Below are 23,553 nucleotides of genomic sequence, written 5' to 3'. Positions count from 1 at the left end.
GGTCGGCGTTTCGCCCGCCGTGCGCAGCCCTTTGTAGTGGGCTGGACGAGACCGCGCCGACGGCCGTGTCCGCCGCCGGTCTGCCTCAGGGCAGCGCCTGCGGCCGCCCGCCGCCGGGGGACCACCGTCGGTGCGCCCGACGAGCCGGGCCCGGCACCCCCTCGGGGTGCCGGGCCCGGTCAGCTGCCGAACAGCCGCGCTTACTTCAGCTTCGTGCCGGTGGAACGAAGGTTGGAGCAGGCCTCGATGACGCGCTTGGTCATCGACGCCTCCGCCGCCTTGCCCCAGGTGCGCGGGTCGTAGAGCTTCTTGGAGCCGACCTCGCCGTCGACCTTCAGGACGCCGTCGTAGTTCTTGAACATGTGGGCGGCGACCGGACGCGTGAAGGCGTACTGCGTGTCCGTGTCGATGTTCATCTTGACCACGCCGTTCTCCAGCGCCGTCAGGATCTCCTGCTCGGTGGAGCCGGAACCGCCGTGGAAGACGAAGTCGAACGGGGACTCCTTGCCGAACCGCGCGGCCACGCCCTCGTTGAGCTCCTTCAGAAGCTCCGGACGCAGCTGGACGTTGCCCGGCTTGTACACGCCGTGGACGTTGCCGAAGGACGCCGCCAGCAGGTAGCGGCCCTTCTCGCCGAGGCCGAGCGCCTCGGCCGTACGGATCGCGTCCTCGACCGTGGTGTAGAGGGAGTCGTTGATCTCGTGGGAGACGCCGTCCTCCTCGCCGCCGGTCGGGGTGATCTCCACCTCGAGGATGATCTTGGCTGCGGCGGCGCGGGCGAGCAGCTCCTGAGCGATCCCGAGGTTGTCCGCGAGGGTCTCCGCCGAGCCGTCCCACATGTGCGACTGGAACAGCGGGTTCTCACCGCGCGCCACCCGCTCCTCGGAGACCGCGAGCAGGGGACGTACGTACCCGTCGAGCTTGTCCTTCGGGCAGTGGTCCGTGTGCAGGGCCACGTTGACCGGGTACTTCTCGGCGACGATGTGCGCGAACTCGGCGAGAGCGACGGCGCCGGTCACCATGTCCTTGCTGTGCTGGCCGCCCAGGTACTCCGCCCCACCGGTGGAGATCTGTACGATGCCGTCGCTCTCGGCCTCCGCGAAGCCGCTCAGCGCCGCGTGCAGGGTCTGCGACGAGGTGACGTTGATGGCCGGGTAGGCGAACTTGCCTGCCTTCGCCCGGTCGAGCATCTCGTTGTAGACCTCGGGGGTTGCGATGGGCATCTGTCCGCTCCTTGTATGTGCGGGTTACGTACTGCTGACGGCCCTGACCTAGGGGTGCGACATCATCGTCGGCCCCATCTTTCCAGATCTGGCCGGATGGTCCGCCCCCGTCGTCAAGCCGACGATGCACGACTTACGTCCCCCGAGTGTGCCCCGGCGCCATCAGGCCTCAGTCCAGGCCGAGTTCGCTCTTGGAGAAGGCGAAGAGATACGGGACCCCCGCGCCTTCCTGGATCTTCTCGGCGGCACCGGTCGCCCGGTCGACGATGGTGGCGACGGCGACGACTTCCGCCCCCGCCTCGCGCACCGCCTCCACCGCGGTCAGCGGGGAACCACCGGTGGTGGAGGTGTCCTCGACGACCAGGACCCGGCGGCCCTTGATCTCCGGGCCCTCGACGCGACGCTGCAGTCCGTGCGCCTTGGCGGCCTTGCGGACCACGAAGGCGTCCAGCTTCCGCCCGCGCGCGGCCGCCGCGTGCAGCATGGCGGCCGCGACCGGGTCGGCGCCCATGGTCAGACCGCCGACCGCGTCGAACTCCAACTCGTCGGTCAGGTCCAGCAGCACCTGGCCGACCAGCGGGGCGGCCTCGCCGTCGAGGGTGATACGGCGCAGGTCCACGTAGTAGTCGGCCTCCAGACCCGAGGAGAGGGTCACCTTGCCGTGTACCACGGCCTTGTCCTTGATCTGCTGCAGCAGCGCGCCACGTACGTCACTCATGCCGTCAGCTTAAGGGCGACGTTCACAGGCGCTGCCAGCTCCAGGTGGTGGAGGCTTCGAGGGGCTCGATCGGGGTGACCAGCCGGGGCAGGGTGTTGAGGCCGTTGGGCGGTCCGGTCTGGGGTTCGACGCAGACGGCGGCCTCCTGCTCGTCGTAGATCACGACCCATTCCTCGCGGCTGGTGACCTTCAGCTGAAGCCGGCCGGGCCAGGTGAGGGTGACGTCCACGCCGCCCGGCATGCCGAAGCAGTCGTCCCAGGGGCCGGGGCGGGGGTCGATTCGGTTGCCGGTGGGGAGGTGGTCCTCGCCGCGCTCCTCCTGCCAGGCGGCCGTGAAGGCGATCGTCACGTCCTTGCCGTCGCCCCCGAGGCTGCGGTTGAACCAGGGGTGCCAGCCGAGCTGCGCCGGGAAGGAATCACCGTGCGCCTCCACCGCCATGGTGAGGGTGAGGGCGTCCTCGGTCAGGGCGAACACCTGGGTGACCCGGCCGGGCCAGGGCCACGGATCGGTGAGGTCGTGGGTGATGACGGCCTCGGTGCCGCTCGTGCGGGCGGTGCGCCAGGCGCCGTCGCGGGCCGTGCCGTGGATGGCGTGCGGCGGGGAGTTGAGCGGGAGCTGGTGCACGGTGGCGCCGTCCCGGAAGCGGCCCTCGCGGGTGCGGCCGCACCAGGGGACCATCGGGAAGCTGCCGAAGCGCTCCCCCTGCCGGAGCAGCTCCACGCCACCGACGCGCAAGCTCCCGACCCGGCCGCCGTTGCCCGGCAGCACGGTCACCTCCGCGTCGCCCGCGGTCAGCGTGATGGGTTCGTTACTCACGGGGTGACCCTACTGGTCCGTGCGGGACGGGGCCCGCGTGGCCTCCGGGTTCAGCGGCGCCTGCGCAGGACACGGCCGACGACGATGGCGGAGGCCAGCACGAGGGCCGCTGCGGGTGCCGCCCAGCGCAGGGTGACGCCGGGCGAGACGGTCTCCGGGGCGGGGACCGGGGCGTAACGGCCCCGCGGCGGCGCGTGGTCGACCTCCTCGGCACTGCGCCCGATCATGGTCCGCCGCGCGTGCGCCGCCTCGGCGGGCGGCTCCTCGCCTTCGCCCTCGCCGGAGAGCTCGTCACCGGGAAGCGGGCGCCCGCCCGACGGCTCACGCCGACCGGCCGGCTCGGTCCCTCCAGCCGGCTCGGTCTCACCGGACCGCTCGGTCTCACCGAAGTCACCCTCCGAGAAGGGCTCCAGGGAGGAGTCCTGCTCGGCCTGCCCACCACCCGGCTCGGTCTGCGCGTCGGCCTGCTCGGCCTGCCCACCGCCCGGCTCGGCCTGCGCGTCGGCCTGCTCGGTCTGCGCGTCGCCCGGCTCGGCCTCCGCTTCCGGCTTTGGCTCCGCTTCCGGCTCGGCCTGTCCGCCGCCCGGAACCGTCTTTCGGCCGCCCTGCTCGGCCCGCCGACCGCCCGACTCGGTTTCCGCGCCCTGCTCACCGCCGGGACCCGTCTGCCGGCCGCCCGGGACGCCCTGCTCACCGTCCGGCCGGGTCTGCCCGCCCGGCTCCCCGTCGGAGGCCAGGCCCTCCGCGAAGCGGCTCAGCAGCCGCGTGCCCGCCGACGACACCGCGTCGGCGGGGAGTTCGGTCACCCGGCCGTCGCCGCTGACGCTGCCGGTGAAGGTGAGTTTCGTGCCGTCGTCGGCGGGGGTCAGGCCGAGCACCAGGGCCAGCTTGACCGAGCCGGTGCCGCGGGACTCGGTGGCGTCGCCCTCGATCGCGTACGAGCCGTCGTCCTGGCCGATGAACCGGAGCGTGCCACGGTAGGTGATGGAGTGGCTGCCGACGCGGACCTTCAGCCGGCCGGAGAGCGGAGCACCGGGAGCGGGTTCGCCGCCCGTGTCCTGCGGGTCCCGGTGGAGACCGGGCACCGCGCGGGCCACCCGGGCAGGATCGGCGAGGGCCTCGCGCACACGGTCGGAGGGAACCGGAACGAACACCTCATGCTCCATGCCACCCGAGCCTACCCAGCACGACCGCCCCCGTACCCGTCCATCGGCGCATCCGCTCGGCGCATCCCTTCGAAGGGTCAGCCGCCGTAGCGCGGATGCACGAGTGTCGACGCGGGCAGCCCGGCCGGACGGGGGCCTGCGACAGCCCGGACGTCCGCCGTGAACCGCGCGGACGTCAGCCTCCCGGGCCTGGCCGGGGCGGAGGCGGGCAGCAGCCTCGGGGCGGTGCGGGACGCGAGCAGGAACCCGAACGCGTCCCCCGCCCCTGCCGCGCGGTAGCCGACGGCGCGCAGTCCGGCTGCGTCCAGGGTCGCGTCGACCGTCCAGTACACGCGCGGACCGGTGGTGACCGGTCCGGCGTGCACCGCGAGCCGCCCGTCGGGAGCCAGCACCCCGCGGACGAGGCCGTAGAACTCCTGCGAGTACAGCTTGGAGCTCGAGGTCGTCCGGGGGTCGGGCAGATCGGAGAGCACCACGTCGTAGGACCGGCGGGCCTGGCGCAGCCAGTGGAAGGCGTCGGCGGTGGCGACCCGGACCCGTGGATCACGGTAGGCGTGGTCGTTCAGGCGGGCCAGTGCCGGGTCGGTGCGGGCCAGCCGCACGACGGCGGCGTCGAGTTCGACGACGTCGACACGGTGCACTCCCGGGTGGCGCAGCACCTCGCGCACCGCGAGCCCGTCACCTCCGCCGAGGACGAGCACGCGCGCGTGCGGGCCGTTCATCGCCGGGTGCACGAGCGCCTCGTGGTACCGGCGCTCGTCGCGTCCGCTGACCCGCAGCCGGCCGTCGATGAACACATCGGGCGGGCCGTGCCGGGTGCCGGTGAGGACCACCTCCTGGACGTCGGTCCGCAGCGCGACACGTACGTCGTCCCCGTACACCTCCTGCCGGGCCGCCCGCTCGAAGTCGTCGACGAGAGCGGCCGCCGCGACCAGCAGCCCGAGGACGGTGAGGTTGGCGCCGACCAGCAGCCGGCGCCCGCGCCGCGTCAAGTCGCTCCGGAACAGGCCGAGTACGAGGAGACCGCCCGCCACCGCGTTGACGGCGCCGGTGATCAGTGCGCCGGTCAGCTGGCCGAGCAGCGGAAGCAGCAGGAAGGGGAAGGCGAGCCCGCCGACCAGCGCCCCCACGTAGTCGGCGGCGAACAGGTCCGCGACCGCGCCGCCCGCGTCCTGGCGGCGGATGCGCTGGATCAGCTCCATCAGCAGGGGGACCTCGGCGCCGAGCAGCAGCCCGATGGTGAGCGAGAAGGCCACGAGCACGGCGTACGGTCCGACTGCCCACCCCCTGCTCCATCCCTCGCTCCAGCCGCCGCCCCAGCCGGTGCTGCCGCCGCCCCCTTCCCCGCCCCAGGCTCCGATCCAGGCGAAAACCGCGTACAGGGCCATGGCGCTGGATCCGCCGATGAGCGCGAGGAGTGCCTCGATGGCACCGAAGGCGAAGGCCGCACGGCGGCACAGTCGTTTCGCGAAGAGCGAGCCGAGGCCCATCGCGAAGATCATGACGGAGAGCACGACGGAGGCCTGGGTGACCGAGTCACCGATCAAGTACGAGGCGAGGGCGACCAGTTCGAGCTCGTAGACGAGCCCGCAGGCGGCGCAGACGAAGACGCCCACGAGTACGAGGAACCGCCCGGTCCCGGGCCGGACCGGCAGCCGCACCGGCCCTCGACCGCCGGACGCGGGCAGCGGCTTTCCGGGGGGTACGGCGACGTGCGGCTCGGTCACTCAGCGAACCTATGGCACGGGACGGGAAGGGTTCGTCACCCACACGTGTGGAGTCCGTTCGAGTCCGTCGGAGGTCTTCAGAGCCCGACAGAGGCCGACGGAGTCTGTCGGAGGTCGACAGAAGCCCGACGGAGTCCGACGGAGTCCTTCAGCAGTTTCAGCGGCCTTCGGAGGCCTTCAGAGGCCTCGGAGTCCGGGTCAGCTCGCGACCGCGACCTGGACACCCACCCGCGTACGCGTCGCCACCAACTGCCCTTCCTGCGGATACGCGTGCCAGGTACGCCAGTGCACCTGTCCCTCGTAGCGCTGCGCCAGCAGGGCCGTGAACGCGTGCGGGCTGCCGGGGAAGACACCGGCCAGGCCGTGCGGGTGGTCGGCGACCAGTGCCAGCAACTCCTGGGCGCGGCCCGCGAACGAGCCGTGGGAGAGGGTCTCGACGCGGGCCGCGAACTCGTACTCCCAGACGCCGACCCGCTTGGCGATGCCGAGCGGCAGCGGGCTGCTGCTGCCCGAGATGCACGCAACCGTCTCCGAGCAACTGCCCTGCTCCTCCTCCAGGAGGACCTGGTGGGAGGCACCGAGGAGTCGCAACTGCAGCTTCGCCCCGGCGAGTTCGAGGTCGAGCGTGGCCAGGGCGGGCAGCGGTTCACGTCCGAGTGCCCAGGCGAGGTCGGACGCGCGCGTGTCGGAGTAGGCGGTGTTCAGGGTCGTGAGCATGGATCGGCTCCGCTAGCACACAAGGTCAGGGAGAAGTGGGGTCCGGCGCGCCTCCGTCGGTACCGGGGGACCGGCCCGGTCAGCCCGGCCGTGAAGCCGTGTCCGGGGGCTGCGAGGCGATAAGAGGGAATCATGAACAGTGGCGCCGTCACAGCCTTTTTACCCAACTTCCCGTGCTTTACATCCCCTTGGGGGCTGCGCAGTTCAACTGTTCAACCAGCGCCGTTCACCAGCACCACGCAGGTCACAAAAACGGAGCGCCCGCCAGGAGGATTCCCCAGGCGGGCGACATACGGACGCGGCATATTCGCGGAAACAACTGTCCGGAATTCACACGGGAACAGCTGTCCGGAATTCTGGAAACGGGATGCCTGGAAAAGGCGCGGCACCGGTCCGGGGCGACACCGTTCCCGGAGACTGAGCGGGAGTGCCCCGCCCCGGGGCCCGGCGCCGGCCGCCCGGCGCTCAGCTGCCCCCGCCGCACCCGCCTCCTCCCCCGCCGCAGGAGGATCCGCCGCCGCACGAGGAGCCCCCGCCGGACGAGCTGCCGCAGGACGCACCGCTCCCGCCGGAGGACCGGCTGTCGCTCGAGTCACAGGAGCCGCTCGAGCTGTCGGAGCCACTCGAGTCGCCCGAGTCGCCGGACGAGTCTCCGACGTGGATGGCGGCGCCGGCCACCCACCAGCTGTCACTGCCGCTGCCGCTGTCGTCGACGCGGTAGCGGTTCGTGCGTCCGCCCGACGAGCCGCCCCCGGAACCGGTCCGGGCGGCGCGGGACGCCCGCAGCCGCGCGTCGAGCTGCCGGCGGCGACGGTTGCACGCTGCCCGCCGGAGCAGCCAGATCACCAGAAGCAAGAACGCCGCCAAACCTCCCAAGATGATGAAGCCCATGCCCCTCACCGTCCTTTCTTTCCCCGCTTGGCCCCCCGTGGGCTGAGCGTGCGCTGAACGTGCGCTGAACGTGCGCTGAGATGTGATCTCGCGATTACTCGGATGTGCGCGTGCACTCGGATGATCGCGTGCACTCTGATGAGCTGGTGCACTCGGATGTGTCGGACGTGCTCGCGATGATCTCGGGAGCACATGGCGTCCCGCGGGGCACCGAGGTGCGCCCGCAGGACCCGGACCAGTCGTCCGGACGTCAGCTGCTGCCGCCGCCGCAGCCGCCGCCTCCACCACCACAGGAGGAGCCGCCGCCGCACGACGAACCGCCTCCGCAGGACGAGCCACCGCCGTGCGACGAGCCACCCGCCCACCAACTGCTCTGTGACCGGCGCCGCCGGGTCCCCACCCGGTCACGCGCCCGGTTGCCGTTCCTGGTCGTGGCCACGAGACCCACGACGATCAGGACACCCACTGCCGCCAGGATGAGCGCACTAGTCATGGCCCACCCTCCTTCCGTCCCCCGAAGCGGCCCCCCTTGCGGGCCCTCGCTTCTTACGTGTCGGGGGGATGCCCCCGCGCCCGACGGCCCAAAGCGAAGTTGAGGAAGTCCAGAGGTTGGGCGCAGGATGACCGCCATGACCTCACGCCCTGTCCTCAACCGGCGGCTCGCGGAGTTCGGGACGACGATCTTCGCGGAGATGTCCGCGCTGGCCCTGACCACGGGTTCCATCAACCTCGGCCAGGGCTTCCCCGACACCGACGGCCCCGAGGAGATCCGGGAGGCGGCGGTACGGGCGCTGCGCGACGGACGGGGCAACCAGTACCCGCCGGGGCCGGGCGTCCCCGAACTGCGCACGGCCGTCGCCGCGCACCAGGAGCGGTTCTACGGGCTCGGCTACGACCCCGACCGTGAGGTCCTGGTCACCGCGGGCGCGACGGAGGCGATCGCGGCCTCCCTGCTGGCCCTGGTGGAACCGGGGGACGAGGTGATCGCGCTGGAGCCGTACTACGACTCGTACGCCGCGTCCATCGCGATGGCCGGCGGGACGCGGGTGCCGGTGACGCTCCGGCCGCACGAGGGCTCGTTCCGGCTCGACCTCGACGAACTGCGGGACGCGGTGACACCCCGCACCCGGCTGCTGCTGGTCAACACGCCGCACAATCCCACCGGAACGGTGCTGACCCGGGCCGAACTGGCCGAGATCGCGAAGCTGGCGGTGGAGCGTGACCTGCTCGTGGTCACCGACGAGGTCTACGAACACCTCGTCTTCGACGACGCCGAACACCTGCCGCTCGCCACCTTCCCGGGGATGCGGGAGCGGACCGTGTCCATCGGGTCCGCGGGCAAGACGTTCTCCTTCACCGGGTGGAAGGTCGGCTGGGTCACCAGTACCGCGGAACTCGTGACCGCCGTCCGTTCCGCCAAGCAATTCCTGACGTACGTCGCCTCCGGGCCCTTTCAGTACGCCGTGGCCGATGCCCTGCGCATGCCCGACTCGTACTTCGAAGAGTTCCGAGCCGACATGCGCGCCAAGCGGGACCTGCTCGCGGGTGGCCTGGAGCAGGCGGGTTTCAAGGTCTTCCGGTCGGCCGGCACGTACTTCATCACCACCGACATCCGCCCCCTCAGTGAGAGCGACGGCTTCGCGTTCTGCCGCTCACTGCCGGAGCGGGCCGGGGTGGTCGCGATCCCCAACGCGGTCTTCTACGACCACCGTGAGCACGGCGCGCCCTTTGTTCGCTTCGCGTTCTGCAAGCGGACAGGCGTGCTGGAGGAAGCGGCCTCCCGACTCAAGACGCTGGCCCCCTGACGACAACAGACGTACCAGCATCTGTACCGGCCACACGGCCTGGTTGCCACGAGCCGGAAAGCGGGCAGTAGCCCTCCTCGGCCAGCCAGGCGCGGGCCCTGCCGCGCTGTCGCTCATCGCGGAACCGGTGGTACCGGCGCCAGGAGTGCTCGTCACCGGCGAGGACGTCCTTGAAGCGCCGGAAGGCACCCCGCCCGCCGATGGCGATCCGCAGCCGGTCGGCAAGGGCGGCGTCCCCGACCTCTTCGATGAACAGCTCCATGTCCCGGTAACCGGCCCGGGACCCCAGAGCCGGAACGTAGAGCCATCGCTCGGGATCGTCGTCCTCCTCAGCCTCGGGCCCAGGCCCCAGCTCATCGGTGAACGCAGGCCGGCACTCCCCGGTGGACAGATCGACCCGGCCACCGGACTCGGCCGGGTCGCCCTCCAGCAGCATGGCGAGTATCTCCAGATCGACCGCGAGCGGGCGCAGGAAGGGGATCGCCGCGTCACCTGCGGCCGCACGCAACCGATCCGCCAGTTCCTCATCGCCCCGGAAGCCGCGCTCCTGGAGCGCGCCGAGAAACAGGGCCGCCATCTCCGCAGCCCCCGGCAGGCCCTGTGCCGCGGTCCCGGCCACACCATCGCCGGCCAGCTGCAGCACCTCACGCACGGGTCCACGACGCAACGCCGCAAGCAGCGTCACCCCGTCCTGCGCGTGGAGCGCACCACGCAGGGCCCGCAGCCCGTCCTCGACCCATCCCTCAGCCACGGCCCCGACGGTAACGCGTCACCAAGGACGTATCACGCCGGAACCATCGGTTTCCCTCTGCCCGGCGCCCAGGGGCAGACGGTGTCGCCCGGTCAGCGGGGCCGCTTGCGGCCGCTCTTGCCTGAGGAGCGCCGAGCCTTTCGGGCGCGGCCGACGCGGGCGCCGTGGGTACCCAGTGCCCGGGCCGCCAGCTGCCGGAGCTCGTCGAGTCCGGCCCGGTCCGGGTGCGCGGAGTCCAACGCGGCGGCAACCGCGTCCCTGGCCTGGGGACCCTGGGCACGCAGCATCTCCTCGGCGCCGTCCCCGCCGCCCGCCAACTCCACGAGCTGGAGCAGGCTCTCGGCGAGCACCAGCAGTTGCTCGGCGTCGGTCATGTCCTCGGGGGACAGCAACTCACGGTGCGCCAACGCGTTCAGCGCCAGCGGCGCCAGCTGTGTGTCTCGCCGCAGCGTGCGCAGCAGCCGCTCGCCCTCACCGTCCGGCAACGCCGCCGCCAGCACGTCGAGCATCGCCTGCGCACGCGTGCGGAAGGTCATGGTCCTTACGGCGTCGGTCAGTTGCCGCAGGGCACCTTCCCGCTCGCCACGGGCCGTGATCCAGCCGACCAGCTCCGTGCGGGCGGCGTCCGGGTCGTAGTCCTCGGCCAGCACCCCCAGCAGGCCGGCCGCCGACGCCTGGGCCAGTTCACCGACCACCGGTGCGTCTCTGCCGGCCGCAAGCAACCGCTGTCGTACGGCCCGGGTACCGAGTTCGGTGAGACGGATGAGCTCGACCGGCCCGGCGGTCAGCTCCTCTCGCCGGGCATCAGCACGCTCCCGCGCCGCCGGGTCCGTTGCCGCCCCCGCGCCGCCCAGCAGCTCCGCGAGCTCCGGCGGCATGTCCGCGGGCAGCTCGGGACCGGCATCGGAGAGATCGATGTCGAGGAACACCGGATCGGCCATCCCACGGGCACGCTCGATCGCGCCCAGGTCGTCCAGCAGGTCGAGCACCGCGCGCAAGTCCCGGTCGGCGTGCTCGAACCACATCCGGTGCTGAAGGTCCGACCCGGCGTCGAGCTGGAAGGAGGTCCGATAGGCCAGGTGTACCGTGTCGCGCAGCCGCGGCCAGGGCATCGGGTACGGCAGGCTGTAGAGCGTGTTCAGCACGTCGTCCAGGACGTCCTCGTAGACGTCGAAGAGCATAGACTCGACGTGCCAGCCACTACGCGCCCCGATCAGGGCCTGCCGCAGCTCGAAGCACGCGTCGAAGGCGCGCAGCCACAGCCGGAGCGGGTCGGCCAGCACCGGCCGGGCCTTGGCCACCGCGTACAACCGCCCCTTGACCACCCGGACCAGGCGCGCCTTCTTCGCCCACTCCACCAGCAGTCCCAGCCGCGGCAGGTCGACCGAGGAGCGCACCCCCTCGATCTTGTCGCCGGTGCCGAGTACGTCCACCAGCTCACGGGCCTCCGCCATCCGCAGCCGTCCCGTCGCCGTCACCGGTCGGCCGCCCTGCCCCGCCCATTCGGTGAGTCCGCGCAACCGCGCCACGGTCGTCGACGCCTCGGCCCGTCGGCGCAGTTCGTCGTCCGGGGGAAGCATCACGGGCAGTTGCGGCTCGGCCCGGGCCACGCCGGACAGCGCGCGGCCGGTCAGCCGCCGTTCCATGATCGCGGCGAGAGCCTGCTGATCGTAGGCGACCTCCCCGCGCTGCGCCCGGTCCGCGAAGCGCTGAAACGCCGCCCCGTCCTGGACGTCCACGCCCTGCTCCGCGGCCGTCATCGCCCAGAACTTCGCCAGTCCCCAGCGAGTGCGGTCCGTCATCGCCGCCGGATGCCGGTCCGCGACCCTGTCGACCGCACCAAGGGAATCCTGGAGTGAGGGGCCGCGTGGATCCGTCAACTGCGCGGCGTGCAGAAAGCGCAGCAGCGTGCCCAGTGTGCCCGGGGCGTCGGCGCGTTCCTCCCCGGGAAGCTCGGTGACCTGCTGGGGAAGCCAGGAGAGGAGGAGCTCCTCCACATGGCGCGACTCCCACAACCCCAGTCGGCCGTCGGCAGTCGCCCGGTGCCGGTAGTCCAGTGCCGTCTCAGCCGTGAACCCGTCCACCGGCAGCCCCTGCTCCCCGGCCCACCGGACGAGGCGGTCCACCAGCAGCCCGCACGCCGCCTCGAACTCTTCCTCGGCCTCGGGTTCGAACCGCATCCGCATGAAATTCGTCCACCCTGTCAGAAGCAGTCCTTGCCGCTCCACGCTATCGGCCTCAGGGGCCGGACATGGTGGTTGTCACCCACAGCCACCGCGGCTTCGAACATCGTTGCGAGGGAACCGGATTCGCCGTACGGCCTCACGGCAGGGGACTGGCCGCACCGGGAGCTTCGTCAGCGGGCGTCTGCCTCGGGCTCCGGGCGCGGGAGCTCGTCGAGGTCGAGGGTGAAGGTGCGGCCGTCGGCCAGGGGGATGGGCAGTTTGCCCGTCCCGTACTTGTGGGTGTGTGCCGCGATGTAACCGGTGGCGGTCGGCTGGGTGTGGAGGACGACTTCCTGGGCGTACGGGTCGACGACCAGGTAGATCGGGATGCCGTAGCGACCGTACTTGGCCGTGCAGTCGTCGTAGTCCTTGCGCGCGGAGGAGGTCGAGACGACCTCGGAGATCAGCAGGACGTCCTCGAAGCCGTAGCGCTTGCCTTCCCGGCGGGCGTCCTCGCGAAGGATCACGAGATCCGGGGCGGAGTTCTCGTCGGCGGGGAAGTCGATGTAGACGTCGGAGGCGGTCTTCGCATGGCGTCCGAGGGACACGATCGTGTCGTACTGCATCGACTTGATCGTGCTGGAGTGCTCGAAGCTCTGCGGAGTCATGATCACCTTTCCGTCAGCTCCGAACAGGACCGTGTATCCCTTGGGGAACTCGGTGTGCACGATCGCGTCGACGCTCATGGACGGCTCCTTCCCGTGTGTGGCCAGGATACGACGGGCAGTGCCGCGTCACCGAGCCCTGCGGTAGGGCCCGGAGACCGGTCCGGACCGGTTGTGCCGCCCGCTCACCGCCGGTGCCGGAGGTCCGCAGCGGGGCCTGGTCGCACCACACAGGAATAGGTAGGCCAACGAGGAGTCACCTGGGTTACCGGCAGCCGGGAACTCGTGACCGCCGTCCGGACCGCCAAGCAGTACCTGACGTACGTCAGCGCGGGACCGTTCCAGTACGCGATCGCTGAAGCGCTGTGTCTGCCGGACGCGTACTTCGACAGCTTCCGCGCCGACCTCCGGCGCAAGCGCGACCTGCTCGGCGACGGCCTGCGCGCGGCCGGGTTCGAGGTCTACCAGCCCCAGGGCACGTACTTCATCACCACCGACATCCGCCCCTTCGGCGAGAAGGACGCCTACGCTTTCTGCCGTACGCTCCCCGAACGCTGTGGCGTCGTCGCCATCCCCAACTCCGTCTTCTACGACGACCCCGACGCCGGCCGCAGCCAGGTCCGCTTCACCTTCTGCAAGAAGGACAACGTTCTCGCCGAGGCCACCAGCCGCCTGCAGCGCCTCGCGTCCTGAATGAGGTCGGGCTGGCCACCTACCTGTTGGATTGCCGTCCTGCGGATGGTCTTGGGCGGTCTCTCGCGTGGATCTCACCGCCGCCACGAGGCCGTCCCAGGTCAGCTCGACGCTGCGCCGGATCGAGGCGGACGACCGGAGACTCTGGAGCATCCCGCCTCCAGCGACCGCACCCACCGTCACGTACGTGAAGTACTTGACGTACCTGACGGATGAGTGCACGCTGGAGAGGTCGGGGCGAACAAGGAGGCAGGTCATGGCCGCGGTCCACTACGAGAGCTACACCCAGGCGCGCGCACACCTGAAGGACCTCCTCGACGCGGCCGACGAGGGACGGGTGGCGACCGTACGCCGTGACTCCGGGCGCTCGGCAGTCGTGGACGTGGAGCGGCTGCGCCAGTATCTGTCGCTGGTGTGCCCCTCAAAGGCGGAGGTGGTCGCCGAGGCGGGCGGCTGGTCCGTCTTTCTGTCAGGACTGCCGCTGGCCGCCGACGGGGCTACCTTCGACGAAGCCATAGGGGAGATGGTCCAGGTCCTTCGCGAGTATGCCGAGGACTGGCAGGACAGGCTGCGGACCGCACCCAACCACGCGGACAATTGGGGCCTGGTGCAACTGATCGCTCTCAGCGACGACGGACAGCTGCGCGACTGGCTGGTGGGTGCTCCACGGTGACCTGGCCCCAGCCCGACCGTGAGAACCATGACCGTTTCTGCCGTGCCGAGAAGTGGGAACGCGTTCGGGACGCCCGCGGGCGCACCGGTACCCATCACGTGACCTACGAACTCACCCTGCACGACGGCCGGATCCTGCGTACCAGAATCTCGCACCCGGTGGACCGCACCGCGTACGGCGCCGCGATGTGGCGACACATCCTGCGGGACCAACTGGACGTCACCGAGGACGAGTTCTGGGCCTGCGCCCAGCACGGCGAACTGCCTGACCGAGGTGCCCCCGAGCCGCCGAGCGAGGCCCTTCCCGCTGACCTGGTGCATCTGCTCATCCACCGTGTGGGCGTCGGCGAGGACACCGTGGCGGGGATGACCAAGGACGAGGCGGTCGCGAGACTCCAGAAGTACTGGACGGACGGGAGCTGAGCCCCCGCCCTCGACGCGAAGGGCGGGCCTCAACACCTGGGACGCACAGGGAAGGGCGGGTTCCCTGGGGCGGCCGACGACTACGCCGACCCCAGGATCACGCGAACGCACTCTTCCACACCTCGCATCTCGTTCGGATGCAGCAGGCCGAGACGCAGCCAGAGCCTTGGTTTGTCCATGGTGCGCAGGTCGGTGCAGTTCAAGCCGGAACCACTCAAGCACGGATTCCAGGACTGCTGGTCGCGCCGCATCAACGACGAGCACCGACTGATCTACAAAGCCACCGAGGACGGCGTTCTGATCGCACAGTGCCGCTACCACTACGAAAGCTGACAGGACTCGGGATCGAGCACAGCGCCCTTCTCGCAACCTGCCCCGCGCCGCACACCGATAGGTGCGCGAATAGGTGTGCGAACAGGGAGTGGCCTGGATCACGGGGACGCCGGAGTTGGTGACGGCCGTTCGGTCGGCGAAGCAGTTCCTGACGTATGTGTCGTCGGGTCCGTTCCAGTACGCGGTGGTCGAGGCGCTGGCGCTGCCGGACTCCTACTTCACGGCCTTCCGGGCGGTCCTGCTGGCCAAGCGGGACCTGCTGGCGGCGGGCCTGACGGAGGCGGGCCTCAAGGTCTTCCGGTCCGCCGGGACGTACTTCATCACCACCGACATCCGGCCGCTCGGCGAGAGCGACGGCTTCGCCTTCTGCCGTGCGCTGCCGGAGCGGGCGGGCGTGGTGGCGATCCCCAACGCGGTGTTCTACGACCACCGGGAGGCGGGCGCGCCGTTCGTGCGGTTCGCGTTCTGCAAGCAGACGCAGGTGCTCGCGGAGGCCGCGAAGCGTCTGAAGTCGGCCTGGTGAGGTCCGATTCGTGTTTTATTCGGTTCTATTCAGGCTCTATTTGGGTTCTATTCGGGTTGAATTCGGGTGTATTCGGCTTGTGAGTGACGACAACTGAGGGGTAATCAGCGTCCGCCCGGGTGGCGATAGGTCGTAATTGCTCCCTTTGTGGCACATATGTCCTCTGTGAGCCACCCGAGCACCGTCGCATCGACCACCGTCACACCGACCACCGTCGCGCCGCGTGTCCTCGACACCGTCCCCGGGGACGCGGCCCGTGTCGTCCCGGCCCGGCGCACTCACCCGCTGGCCGCGACCGCCGTGGCCCTGGGACTGTTCGCGGTGGCCCGTCTCACCGGCATCGTCGTGCTCGCCGTCGTCGCACGCGCCGTCGACAAGCACCCCCTCGCCCTGCTCGGCCGCTCCTGGGACTCCCCGTGGTACCTGCACATCGCCGAGCACGGCTACGGCCGGACGATGCACTTCGACTCCGGGCGGGTCTTCAGCGACCTGGCGTTCTTTCCCGTGTACCCGGTGCTGGTCCGGGCCGTCACCGCGATCACCGGTCTCAGCGCGGGCGGGGCGGGGCTGCTGGTCTCGTGGGCCGGTGCCGCCGGTGCCGCCTGCGGGATCTACGCGATCGGCCTCAGGCTGCGGGGCCGGGTGGTGGGCACCCTGCTCGTGCTGCTGTGGGGGCTGCTGCCGCACAGCGTCGTGCTCTCCCTCGCCTACAGCGAACCCCTGCTCACCGCGTTCGCGGCCTGGTCGCTGTACGCGGTGCTCAGCGGGCGCTGGGTGTGGGCGGGGGGGCTGGCGGCGCTCGCCGGGCTGTCCCGGCCGAACGGTTTCGCGGTGGCGGCGGCTGTGCTCGTGGCGGCCGCGCACGAGATCGTCCGGCGGCGTCCGAGGCAGGTGCCCCGCGGACGGCCGGCGGGGCCGCGTCGCCCCAGGACTCCCGGGGCGGTGCCCCGCCCGGGGAAAACCCCGGCGGTGCTCGGCCCCGGGACTCCCCGCGCGGTGTCCCGCCACGGGAAAACCCGGTCGGTGCCCCGCCCCGAGAAAACCCCGGCGGTGCCCCGGGGGCTGTGGGCGGGGGCCGCGATCGCGCCGCTGGGGTGGGGTGGTTACGTGCTGTGGGTGGGCATGCGCACGGGGAATCCGCTCGGCGGGTACTTCGCGGTGCAGCACGGCTGGGGGTCCGCCTTCGACCTGGGGCGGGGCTCCCTGCGCACGGTACGGACCCTGGCCGTGGGCGGCGGCCCCGTGGTGTACCCGATGACGATCATGATCGTGGCGGCGGCCGTGCTGCTGTTCGCGTTGCTGCTGGTGGAGCGCGTACCGCTGCCGCTGCTCGTGTACAGCGGGGCGCTGCTGGTGGTGACGCTGGGCGGGTCCGGCTACTTCTGCTCCAAGCCGCGCTTCCTGCTGCCCGCCTTCCCGCTGCTGCTGCCCATGGCGTGTGCGCTGGCCCGGACGGCGCGAGCCCGGCCCTGGCACGCGACACTGGTGGTCACGGCCCTGGCCGGGCTCTCCTACGCGTACGGCGCCCATCTGGTGGTGCTGTCCCGTACGGCGCTGTGAATCCTCGGATCCTCAGGTCCTACTCGTCGTCGTCCTGGGGGTTCTCCGCGTCGTTGATCTCCTGCTCGAGACCGAGCTGTTCGACGAGCCACTTGTCGAACTCGATCGCGGCCCGGGTCCAGCTGACCGTCGACGACACGAAGTGCTCCAGGCTGACGCCGGTGCCGATCAGCATCTGCGCTTCGCCGATGAGACGGACCGTGCCGTCGTCGTGCGTGTGGCTGTAGACCTTGGGCCACAAGGTCCGCCGGTTCCAGTCGTCGATGGACTCCAGCAGCAGCGGCTTCTCGTCGATCTTGTGCGGACGGTCGTAGAACGTGCGCACCGAGAACACCTGCTGCTCGGCCTCGCCGCGGAACATGAAGTACGTACGGAACTGCTCCCACGGCGCGACGAGGTCACCCTCTTCGTCGACGAGGTGCTTGAGCTCCATCTGGTCCAGGAGCTGCTTCACGAGGTCCTGATCCGGGACGACGGGGCCCGCCGGTCCTTGCGGCTCGGGTTCGGGCTGGCCCCCGAAGTTCGGAATCGAGGACGGGTCGATGCTCACCGTGTTCTTCCCTTCGTACGGATTCCGCCATCCTCTCCCATCCGGGGCGGGGGGTGGCAACCCCTGACGGGTGCTGTCCGCCGGGGGCTGACAAGATCCGGCCGAATGCGGGGGGTGGGCCATCCCGCGTGGCGGCCGTAACGCGCGGGTTTGCCCTGGTCAGGGCCATCCGGCCGGGACCGGACGGCTCGCGGCCGGAACGCGGGCGGTCGGCCTGTTCAAGCCGATCCGCGGGCGGCCGGACCGTGTTCGATTTCCGCCCTGACGGCCCCACAGCGGGAGCCGCCGGTGCGGTGCGCGGCCGCCGACGGGCGGCCGGCCTGCCCGGAGGCTGGCACCTCACGGGTAACCCGACCTCCGCGGGGCATGCCGGGGCATGCCGGGGCTTTGCCGCCCGTGGTGGCTGCGACGCTGCGGCTCACTGTGGCGTGCAGTTGGTTGCGGCTGGGTGCGGAGTTGCGGCTCACTGTGGCGTGCAGCTGGGTGCGGAGTTCGGCTCGCTGTGGCACCGCGCCTGACTGTGGCACCGCGGCTGCGGCGCTGGGGCCTGTGCGGCCCTGCGACCGCGGCTGAGCGCCGCGGCTGGTTGCGGCTGGCTGCGGAGTTGCGGCTACCGCGGCTGCGGCGCTGGGGCGGGTGCGGGTGCGGCTGCACCCGGCGCGGCCCTGCGACCGCGGCTGAGCGCCGCGGCTGGCTGTGGCTGGCTGCGGAGTTGCGGCTACCGCGGCTGCGGCGCTGGGGCGGGTGCGGGTGCGGCTGCACCCGGCGCGGCCCTGCGACCGCGGCTGAGCGCCGCGGCTGGTTGCGGCTGGCTGCGGAGTTGCGGCTACCGCGGCTGCGGCGCTGGGGCGGGTGCGGGTGCGGCTGCACCCGGCGCTGCTCTGCGACCGCGGCTGAGCGCCGCGGCTGGTTGCGGCTGGCTGCGGAGTTGCGGCTACCGCGGCTGCGGCGCTGGGGCGGGTGCGGGTGCGGGTGCGGCGCCGCGGCTGGTTGTTGCTGGCTGCGGCGCCGCGGCGGTCACAGGGTCTTGCCTGTGTACTTGCCTACGATCAGCTCGTCCTCGAAGGTCGCGACCTGGACCGTGTCGCCGTCCTTCACCTCGCCCGACAGGATCTGCTTGGCCAGGTTGTCGCCGATCGCCGTCTGGACCAGCCGGCGCAGCGGGCGGGCGCCGTACGCCGGGTCGTTGCCCTTGTCCGCGAGCCAGGCCAGGGCCTCCTCGGTGACGTCCAGGGTGAGCCGGCGCTCCGCGAGGCGCTTCGCCAGCCGGTCGATCTGCAGCCGGGCGATCCGCTGGAGGTCGTCCTTCGTGAGCGCCGCGAACACCACCAGGTCGTCGAGCCGGTTGAGGAACTCCGGCTTGAAGGAGACCCGGACCACCTCCAGGACCTGCTCCCTCTTCTCCTCCTCAGTGGTGACCGGGTCCACCAGGAACTGGCTGCCCAGGTTGGAGGTCAGGATCAGGATGGTGTTGCGGAAGTCCACCGTCCGGCCCTGACCGTCCGTCAGCCGACCGTCGTCCAGCACCTGCAGGAGGATGTCGAAGACCTCGGGATGGGCCTTCTCCACCTCGTCGAGCAGGACCACGCTGTACGGGCGCCGGCGCACCGCCTCGGTGAGCTGGCCGCCCTCCTCGTAGCCGACGTACCCGGGCGGGGCGCCGACCAGCCGGGCCACGCTGTGCTTCTCGCTGTACTCCGACATGTCGATCCGGACCATCGCCCGCTCGTCGTCGAAGAGGAAGTCGGCGAGCGCCTTGGCCAGTTCCGTCTTGCCGACGCCGGTCGGGCCGAGGAAGAGGAAGGAGCCGGTGGGCCGGTCCGGGTCGGCGATCCCGGCGCGGGTGCGGCGCACGGCGTCCGAGACGGCTCGTACGGCCTCCGTCTGGCCGATGAGGCGGCGGCCCAGCTCCTCCTCCATGCGCAGGAGTTTCTGCGTCTCGCCCTCCAGCAGCCGGCCCGCCGGGATGCCGGTCCAGGACGCGACGACGTCCGCGATGTCGTCCGGGCCGACCTCCTCCTTGACCATCGTGTCCTTGGCGGCCTCTTCCTCGGCCTCGGAGGCGGCCTCCAGGTCCCGTTCGAGGGCCGGGATCTCGCCGTAGAGCAGCTTGCTGGCGGTGTCGAAGTCGCCGTCTCGCTGGGCGCGTTCGGCCTGGCCGCGCAAGTCGTCCAGCTTCTCCTTCAGCTCACCGACCCGGTTGAGGGACTGCTTCTCCTTCTCCCAGCGGGCGGTCAGCCCGCGCAGCTCCTCCTCCTTGTCGGCGAGGTCGCGGCGCAGCTTCTCCAGCCGTTCGACGGAGGCCTGGTCGGTCTCCTTGATGAGTGCCAGCTCCTCCATCTTCAACCGGTCGACGGCGCGCTGGAGTTCGTCGATCTCCACGGGGGAGGAGTCGATCTCCATGCGCAGCCGGGACGCGGACTCGTCGACGAGGTCGATGGCCTTGTCGGGCAGGAAACGGGAGGTGATGTAGCGGTCGGAGAGGGTGGCGGCGGCGACCAGCGCCGAGTCCGCGATCTGCACCTTGTGGTGGGCCTCGTAGCGGCCCTTGAGTCCGCGCAGGATCGCGATGGTGTCCTCGACGGTCGGCTCCGCGACGAGGACCTGCTGGAAGCGGCGCTCGAGTGCCGGGTCCTTCTCGATCCGCTCGCGGTACTCGTCGAGGGTGGTGGCGCCGACCATGCGGAGCTCACCGCGGGCGAGCATGGGCTTGAGCATGTTGCCCGCGTCCATGGCGGAGTCGCCGCCCGCGCCGGCGCCGACGACGGTGTGCAGCTCGTCGATGAAGGTGATGATCTGGCCTTCGCTGTCCTTGATCTCGGCCAGGACGGTCTTCAGGCGCTCCTCGAACTCACCGCGGTACTTCGCGCCCGCGACCATGGCGCCCAGGTCGAGCGCGACGAGCCGCTTGTCCTTGAGGGACTCGGGCACGTCGCCCTTCACGATCCGCTGCGCGAGCCCCTCGACCACGGCGGTCTTGCCGACGCCGGGCTCACCGATGAGGACGGGGTTGTTCTTGGTCCGGCGGGACAGGACCTGCACGACGCGGCGGATCTCCTGGTCCCGTCCGATGACCGGGTCGAGCTTGCCGTCACGGGCGGCGGCGGTGAAGTCGGTGCCGAACTTCTCCAGGGCCTTGTACTGGCCCTCGGGGTCTGCGGTGGTCACGCGGCGGGTGCCTCGGTTCTTCTGGAAGGCGTCGAGCAGCTTCTTCGCGGTGGCGCCCTGGCCGTCGAGGACCTCGCCCGCCTTGCCGCCCTTGGCGGCGATGCCGATCAGCAGGTGCTCGGTGGAGAGGTACTCGTCGCCGAGATCCTTGGCCCGCTGGGTGGCGTCGGCGATGACGGCGAGCAGTTCGCGGTTGGGCTGCGGGGGTGCGACGGTGGTCCCGGTCACGCTGGGCAGGCTCGCGAGCGCGCGCTCGGTTCCGGCGCGCACGGCGGCCTGGTCGGCGTCGACCGCGGCCAGCAGGTCGGTGATGTTCTCGTTGTCCTGGCCCTCGAGCAGCGCGAGGAGCAGGTGGGCGGGGGTGAGGTCCGGGTGCCCCTCGGACACGGCCCTGTTACTGGCCGCGTTGATCGCGTCCCGGCTCCTGTTGGTCAGCTCGGCGTCCACGTTCGCGTTCTCCTCCTTGCGTCTTGCGTGCTCAGGTGTGCTCGTGGGCGACTGTGGCCGTGCGGCGCACTGACTTGAGCAACGTGCACAAAGTTGAGTCTATTCCACTCAAGGCTGAGTCCGGGAGTGATTGGCCGACTCGGTTCGCGGGTCGGGGCTCGGGTTCTGGGTTCTGGGTTCTGGGTTCTGGGTTCTGGGTTCTTGGTCCGGGCCGGGGGCTGGAGCTGGAGGCCGGGCCGGGAGCCGCAGGGCCCGAGCCGGGGGCTGGAGCCGGGGGCCCGGGCCGGGTGCCGGAGCCGAGGGGTCCGGGCCGGGTGCCGGAGCCGGGGGCCCGGGCCCGGTGGGTGGGTCGGGGCCGCGCCGGGTTCTCCGTCCTCGGTCTGGCGCGTTTCGTGTTTTACGCGGAGGCATGCTGGTCCGAGCGCCAGCCGCTGCGGGCGGAGAACCCGGCACGTCCCCTTCCGTCGGACGGCGGCTGCCGGCCCCGCACCCTCGCCGTCCGAGGGCGACCCTCGGACGTCGGGCACGCGGTCGTCGCCGCGCGAAGAACCCGGCACGCCCCCGTCCCGCGGACAGCCGCTGCCGGCCCCGCACCCTCGCCGTCCGAGGGCGACCATCGGACGTCGGGCACGCGGTCGTCGCCGCGCGAAGAACCCGGCACGCCCCCGTCCCGCGGACAGCCGCTGCCGGCCCCGCACCCTCGCCGTCCGAGGGCGGCTGTCGGACATGGGGCACGCGGTCGTAAAACTGCAGCGGCGTCACCGTGTTCAGGTCACGGTGACGCCGCTGCGGGGGGAAGCACCTGCGCGATCTATAACGACGGGGGAATCGCGTCAGGCACTGCGGGGGGTGGCTGGTATTGGGGGTTGTATGTCCGGCTCGGCCAACTGGTGGTCGCGCCGGTCGAGGTTTACGAAGATCATTCCGTAGCGCACGGCACAGCGGACCGGCTGCGGGGCACCCCGCGGGCGGCGCAGGCACCGGTAGGCCCGTACGTCCTCGTCCGCCTCCCGGGTGACCACGACGGGCTCTCCGAATACGGTGACCATGAGCGAGTCACCCTCGTCCGGGATCGCCGTGACGAGATCCACGAAGTGCCACCCGGAGCGATAGGCCGTGGCCATCTCTCTGCGGAAGGAGCGGTCGTCGGGCGGGGTGGTCATGCGTCCGCACTCACGGGAGCACTCGTCCACCCACTGTCGGCAGGAGCGTCCACCACGACAGAGGTCCATCCGCTGTCGGCCGGGTCCGCCGCGACACTGGTCCATCCGCTGTCGGCCGGATCCACCGCGACACTGGTCCACCCACTGTCCGGAGGAATGGCCTCTCCCGCGGTGGAACTCACACCGCCGAAGGCGCCGACGGCCATTGCGGCAGAGAAGACGGCGGCAAGCACTGAACCAAGCAATCTCGCTCGCATAGTCGGCTTCGTCCTCACTTGATGGAATCCTCTCCCCCGCGTCACAAGACGATGGCTCATTCAGGCACGTCAATGCCACAGGAGCGATGCATCATGTTCCTGCACGTTCAGGACCCTGGGGGGTGGAGAAATGGCCGCAAACAGCTCAAAAGGGACACATCCCCACGCTGTCACAGAGTTGTGCGACGAAGGCGCGCGGCATTACGCCAACGCGCTGCGCTCCGGACGGATAACGCGCGCCGAGGTCGAGCCCGCACCGTGTCTGCTGGAGTTCGCCCTGCTCCACCCTGATCCGGATGACGCGAACTGGCTGCGTCCGGTTCCCCCGTCCGTCGCGTTGGCGCAACGATTGCACCCTCTGGAACGGGAAATCCAGGAACGCCGGCGCCAGACCATCGAACTCACCGACTGCTTCGACCCGTTCATCACCATCAGCACCCAGAGCCAGGCGAGCATCCACGCGATCACCGTGCTGGAGGGCTTCGACCGCATCAACGCGGCGCTCAACTCGGCGACCGCGGAGTGCCGTACGGAGATGCTGACCGTGCAGCCCGGCGGTGGACGCCCCGCCGACGCGCTGCTGCAGGCGCTGGAGCGCGACCGGCCGCTCACCGACCGCGGCGTCAACATCCGCACGCTCTACCAGCACACCGCACGCCACAGCCAGGGCACGCTCGCCTACGTGGAGCGAATATCCGGCGGCCGGATCGAGGTGCGAACGCTCGAGGAACTCATCGAACGGCTCATCATCTTCGACCGCGAAGTCGCCTTCATCCCCGCGAGCGACGACCGGCGGGTCGCCCTCGAACTGCGCCACCCCGGCCTGGTGGAGTATCTCGCCAAGGTCTTCGAGCAGCTCTGGCAGCGCGCCGTCCCGCTGACCGAGGAAGTCCCCAACGACATCGACCCGAACGGCATCACGGGCGTCCAGCGCACCATCGCCCGGTTGCTCATCGAGGGCCACGTCGACGAGGCGATCGCCCGCCGCCTCGGGATGAACGTCCGCACCTGCCGCGCACATATCGCCAAGATCGCCGCAGCGCTCGGCAGCGGCAGCAGAGCCCAACTCGGCTACTTGATCGCGCAGTCGGGGATCCTGGACGAGGATCAGTGAGGGGC

The 23,553-nt window shown here is 70.9% G+C and carries 18 protein-coding genes and 3 pseudogenes; 8 read left to right on the top strand and 13 right to left on the bottom strand.

Annotation, left to right across the window (positions count from 1 at the left end):
• Positions 1-200: 200 nt before the first annotated feature.
• From fbaA to EF387_RS30105, 7 genes are all read right to left on the bottom strand, one after another.
• Positions 201-1,223 carry a class II fructose-bisphosphate aldolase gene (fbaA, locus tag EF387_RS30140; protein ID WP_128379791.1) on the bottom strand — a complete coding sequence of 341 codons (1,023 nt, stop codon included), beginning with the start codon at positions 1,221-1,223 and terminating at the stop codon, positions 201-203.
• 169 nt (positions 1,224-1,392) lie between these two features.
• Positions 1,393-1,941, bottom strand: a complete 549-nt coding sequence (gene pyrE / locus EF387_RS30135) for an orotate phosphoribosyltransferase (protein WP_128379790.1) — start codon at positions 1,939-1,941, stop codon at positions 1,393-1,395.
• Between the two features lie 22 nt (positions 1,942-1,963).
• Positions 1,964-2,758, bottom strand: a complete 795-nt coding sequence (locus EF387_RS30130) for an aldose epimerase family protein (RefSeq protein WP_128379789.1) — start codon at positions 2,756-2,758, stop codon at positions 1,964-1,966.
• Between the two features lie 50 nt (positions 2,759-2,808).
• Entirely contained in the window at positions 2,809-3,924 is a 1,116-nt protein-coding gene (locus EF387_RS30125; protein ID WP_128379788.1) for an SRPBCC family protein, read from the bottom strand.
• 77 nt (positions 3,925-4,001) lie between these two features.
• Entirely contained in the window at positions 4,002-5,651 is a 1,650-nt protein-coding gene (locus EF387_RS30120; protein WP_128379787.1) for a polyamine aminopropyltransferase, read from the bottom strand.
• Between the two features lie 198 nt (positions 5,652-5,849).
• Positions 5,850-6,368, bottom strand: coding sequence for a DUF2617 family protein (locus EF387_RS30115; RefSeq protein ID WP_128379786.1), 519 nt, complete (start codon positions 6,366-6,368; stop codon positions 5,850-5,852).
• A 1,141-nt stretch (positions 6,369-7,509) separates the two neighbouring features.
• The gene (locus tag EF387_RS30105) at positions 7,510-7,752 is read right to left on the bottom strand and encodes a hypothetical protein (protein ID WP_128379784.1); all 243 of its coding nucleotides are present in this window, start codon (positions 7,750-7,752) and stop codon (positions 7,510-7,512) included.
• A 127-nt stretch (positions 7,753-7,879) separates the two neighbouring features.
• Here EF387_RS30105 and EF387_RS30100 point away from each other — a divergent pair, with 127 nt between their 5' ends.
• Positions 7,880-9,064, top strand: a complete 1,185-nt coding sequence (locus tag EF387_RS30100) for a pyridoxal phosphate-dependent aminotransferase (protein ID WP_128379783.1) — start codon at positions 7,880-7,882, stop codon at positions 9,062-9,064.
• Here EF387_RS30100 and EF387_RS30095 read toward each other — a convergent pair.
• The 3 genes from EF387_RS30095 to EF387_RS30085 all read right to left on the bottom strand — a co-directional run bounded on the left by EF387_RS30095 (position 9,045) and on the right by EF387_RS30085 (position 12,726).
• On the bottom strand, positions 9,045-9,815 hold the full coding sequence (locus EF387_RS30095; protein WP_238431783.1) for a UPF0158 family protein: 771 nt from the start codon (positions 9,813-9,815) through the stop codon (positions 9,045-9,047). The two genes, EF387_RS30100 and EF387_RS30095, sit on opposite strands and share 20 nt — an antisense overlap.
• A gap of 92 nt (positions 9,816-9,907) precedes the next feature.
• Positions 9,908-11,995, bottom strand: a complete 2,088-nt coding sequence (locus tag EF387_RS30090; RefSeq protein WP_128379782.1) for a hypothetical protein — start codon at positions 11,993-11,995, stop codon at positions 9,908-9,910.
• 176 nt (positions 11,996-12,171) lie between these two features.
• Positions 12,172-12,726, bottom strand: a complete 555-nt coding sequence (locus tag EF387_RS30085; RefSeq protein WP_128379781.1) for a Uma2 family endonuclease — start codon at positions 12,724-12,726, stop codon at positions 12,172-12,174.
• Between the two features lie 174 nt (positions 12,727-12,900).
• On the opposite strand from EF387_RS30085, the pseudogene EF387_RS30080 reads away from it, so the two are divergent.
• The 6 genes and pseudogenes from EF387_RS30080 to EF387_RS30055 all read left to right on the top strand — a co-directional run.
• A pseudogene (locus EF387_RS30080) lies at positions 12,901-13,338 on the top strand (aminotransferase class I/II-fold pyridoxal phosphate-dependent enzyme); the annotation flags it as partial.
• A gap of 256 nt (positions 13,339-13,594) precedes the next feature.
• A complete protein-coding gene (locus EF387_RS30075; RefSeq protein WP_128379780.1) occupies positions 13,595-14,011 on the top strand; it encodes a prevent-host-death protein in 417 nt (138 codons plus the stop codon).
• Entirely contained in the window at positions 14,008-14,433 is a 426-nt protein-coding gene (locus tag EF387_RS30070; protein ID WP_128379779.1) for a cytotoxic translational repressor of toxin-antitoxin stability system, read from the top strand. The genes EF387_RS30075 and EF387_RS30070 overlap by 4 nt, the downstream gene beginning before the upstream one ends.
• A 201-nt stretch (positions 14,434-14,634) precedes the next feature.
• A pseudogene (locus EF387_RS30065) lies at positions 14,635-14,766 on the top strand (Txe/YoeB family addiction module toxin); the annotation flags it as partial.
• A gap of 88 nt (positions 14,767-14,854) precedes the next feature.
• A pseudogene (locus EF387_RS30060) lies at positions 14,855-15,289 on the top strand (aminotransferase class I/II-fold pyridoxal phosphate-dependent enzyme); the annotation flags it as partial.
• A gap of 156 nt (positions 15,290-15,445) precedes the next feature.
• On the top strand, positions 15,446-16,849 hold the full coding sequence (locus EF387_RS30055; RefSeq protein WP_420802641.1) for a hypothetical protein: 1,404 nt from the start codon (positions 15,446-15,448) through the stop codon (positions 16,847-16,849).
• Between the two features lie 19 nt (positions 16,850-16,868).
• On the opposite strand, the gene EF387_RS30050 is transcribed toward EF387_RS30055, so the two are convergent.
• The 3 genes from EF387_RS30050 to EF387_RS30040 form a co-directional block, all read right to left on the bottom strand.
• Positions 16,869-17,399 carry a YbjN domain-containing protein gene (locus tag EF387_RS30050; protein ID WP_128379776.1) on the bottom strand — a complete coding sequence of 177 codons (531 nt, stop codon included), beginning with the start codon at positions 17,397-17,399 and terminating at the stop codon, positions 16,869-16,871.
• A gap of 1,017 nt (positions 17,400-18,416) precedes the next feature.
• Positions 18,417-21,014, bottom strand: coding sequence for an ATP-dependent chaperone ClpB (gene clpB, locus EF387_RS30045; protein WP_128379775.1), 2,598 nt, complete (start codon positions 21,012-21,014; stop codon positions 18,417-18,419).
• An 833-nt stretch (positions 21,015-21,847) separates the two neighbouring features.
• Complete coding sequence (locus tag EF387_RS30040; protein ID WP_128379774.1) at positions 21,848-22,177, bottom strand: Rieske (2Fe-2S) protein; 330 nt, start codon at positions 22,175-22,177, stop codon at positions 21,848-21,850.
• Between the two features lie 387 nt (positions 22,178-22,564).
• Here EF387_RS30040 and EF387_RS30030 point away from each other — a divergent pair, with 387 nt between their 5' ends.
• Positions 22,565-23,548 (top strand): helix-turn-helix transcriptional regulator, encoded by a 984-nt coding sequence (locus EF387_RS30030; RefSeq protein WP_128379773.1) that lies wholly within the window; start codon positions 22,565-22,567, stop codon positions 23,546-23,548.
• The last annotated feature ends 5 nt before the right edge of the window (positions 23,549-23,553 follow it).

The sequence above is a fragment of the Streptomyces cavernae genome (assembly GCF_004023625.1).
Lineage (GTDB): Bacteria > Actinomycetota > Actinomycetes > Streptomycetales > Streptomycetaceae > Streptomyces > Streptomyces cavernae.
The sequence above is the reverse complement of the archived record's forward strand: the minus strand, read 5'-3'. Positions and strand labels throughout refer to the sequence as shown.

Coding starts and splice junctions, on each gene's coding strand:
- EF387_RS30040 (WP_128379774.1), bottom strand. CDS start 22,177: ATGACCACCCCGCCCGACGACCGCTCCTTCCGCAGAGAGATGGCCACG.
- EF387_RS30055 (WP_420802641.1), top strand. CDS start 15,446: ATGTCCTCTGTGAGCCACCCGAGCACCGTCGCATCGACCACCGTCACA.
- pyrE (WP_128379790.1), bottom strand. CDS start 1,941: ATGAGTGACGTACGTGGCGCGCTGCTGCAGCAGATCAAGGACAAGGCC.
- EF387_RS30100 (WP_128379783.1), top strand. CDS start 7,880: ATGACCGCCATGACCTCACGCCCTGTCCTCAACCGGCGGCTCGCGGAG.
- EF387_RS30105 (WP_128379784.1), bottom strand. CDS start 7,752: ATGACTAGTGCGCTCATCCTGGCGGCAGTGGGTGTCCTGATCGTCGTG.
- fbaA (WP_128379791.1), bottom strand. CDS start 1,223: ATGCCCATCGCAACCCCCGAGGTCTACAACGAGATGCTCGACCGGGCG.
- EF387_RS30115 (WP_128379786.1), bottom strand. CDS start 6,368: ATGCTCACGACCCTGAACACCGCCTACTCCGACACGCGCGCGTCCGAC.
- EF387_RS30030 (WP_128379773.1), top strand. CDS start 22,565: ATGGCCGCAAACAGCTCAAAAGGGACACATCCCCACGCTGTCACAGAG.
- EF387_RS30090 (WP_128379782.1), bottom strand. CDS start 11,995: ATGCGGTTCGAACCCGAGGCCGAGGAAGAGTTCGAGGCGGCGTGCGGG.
- EF387_RS30085 (WP_128379781.1), bottom strand. CDS start 12,726: ATGAGCGTCGACGCGATCGTGCACACCGAGTTCCCCAAGGGATACACG.
- EF387_RS30125 (WP_128379788.1), bottom strand. CDS start 3,924: ATGGAGCATGAGGTGTTCGTTCCGGTTCCCTCCGACCGTGTGCGCGAG.
- EF387_RS30075 (WP_128379780.1), top strand. CDS start 13,595: ATGGCCGCGGTCCACTACGAGAGCTACACCCAGGCGCGCGCACACCTG.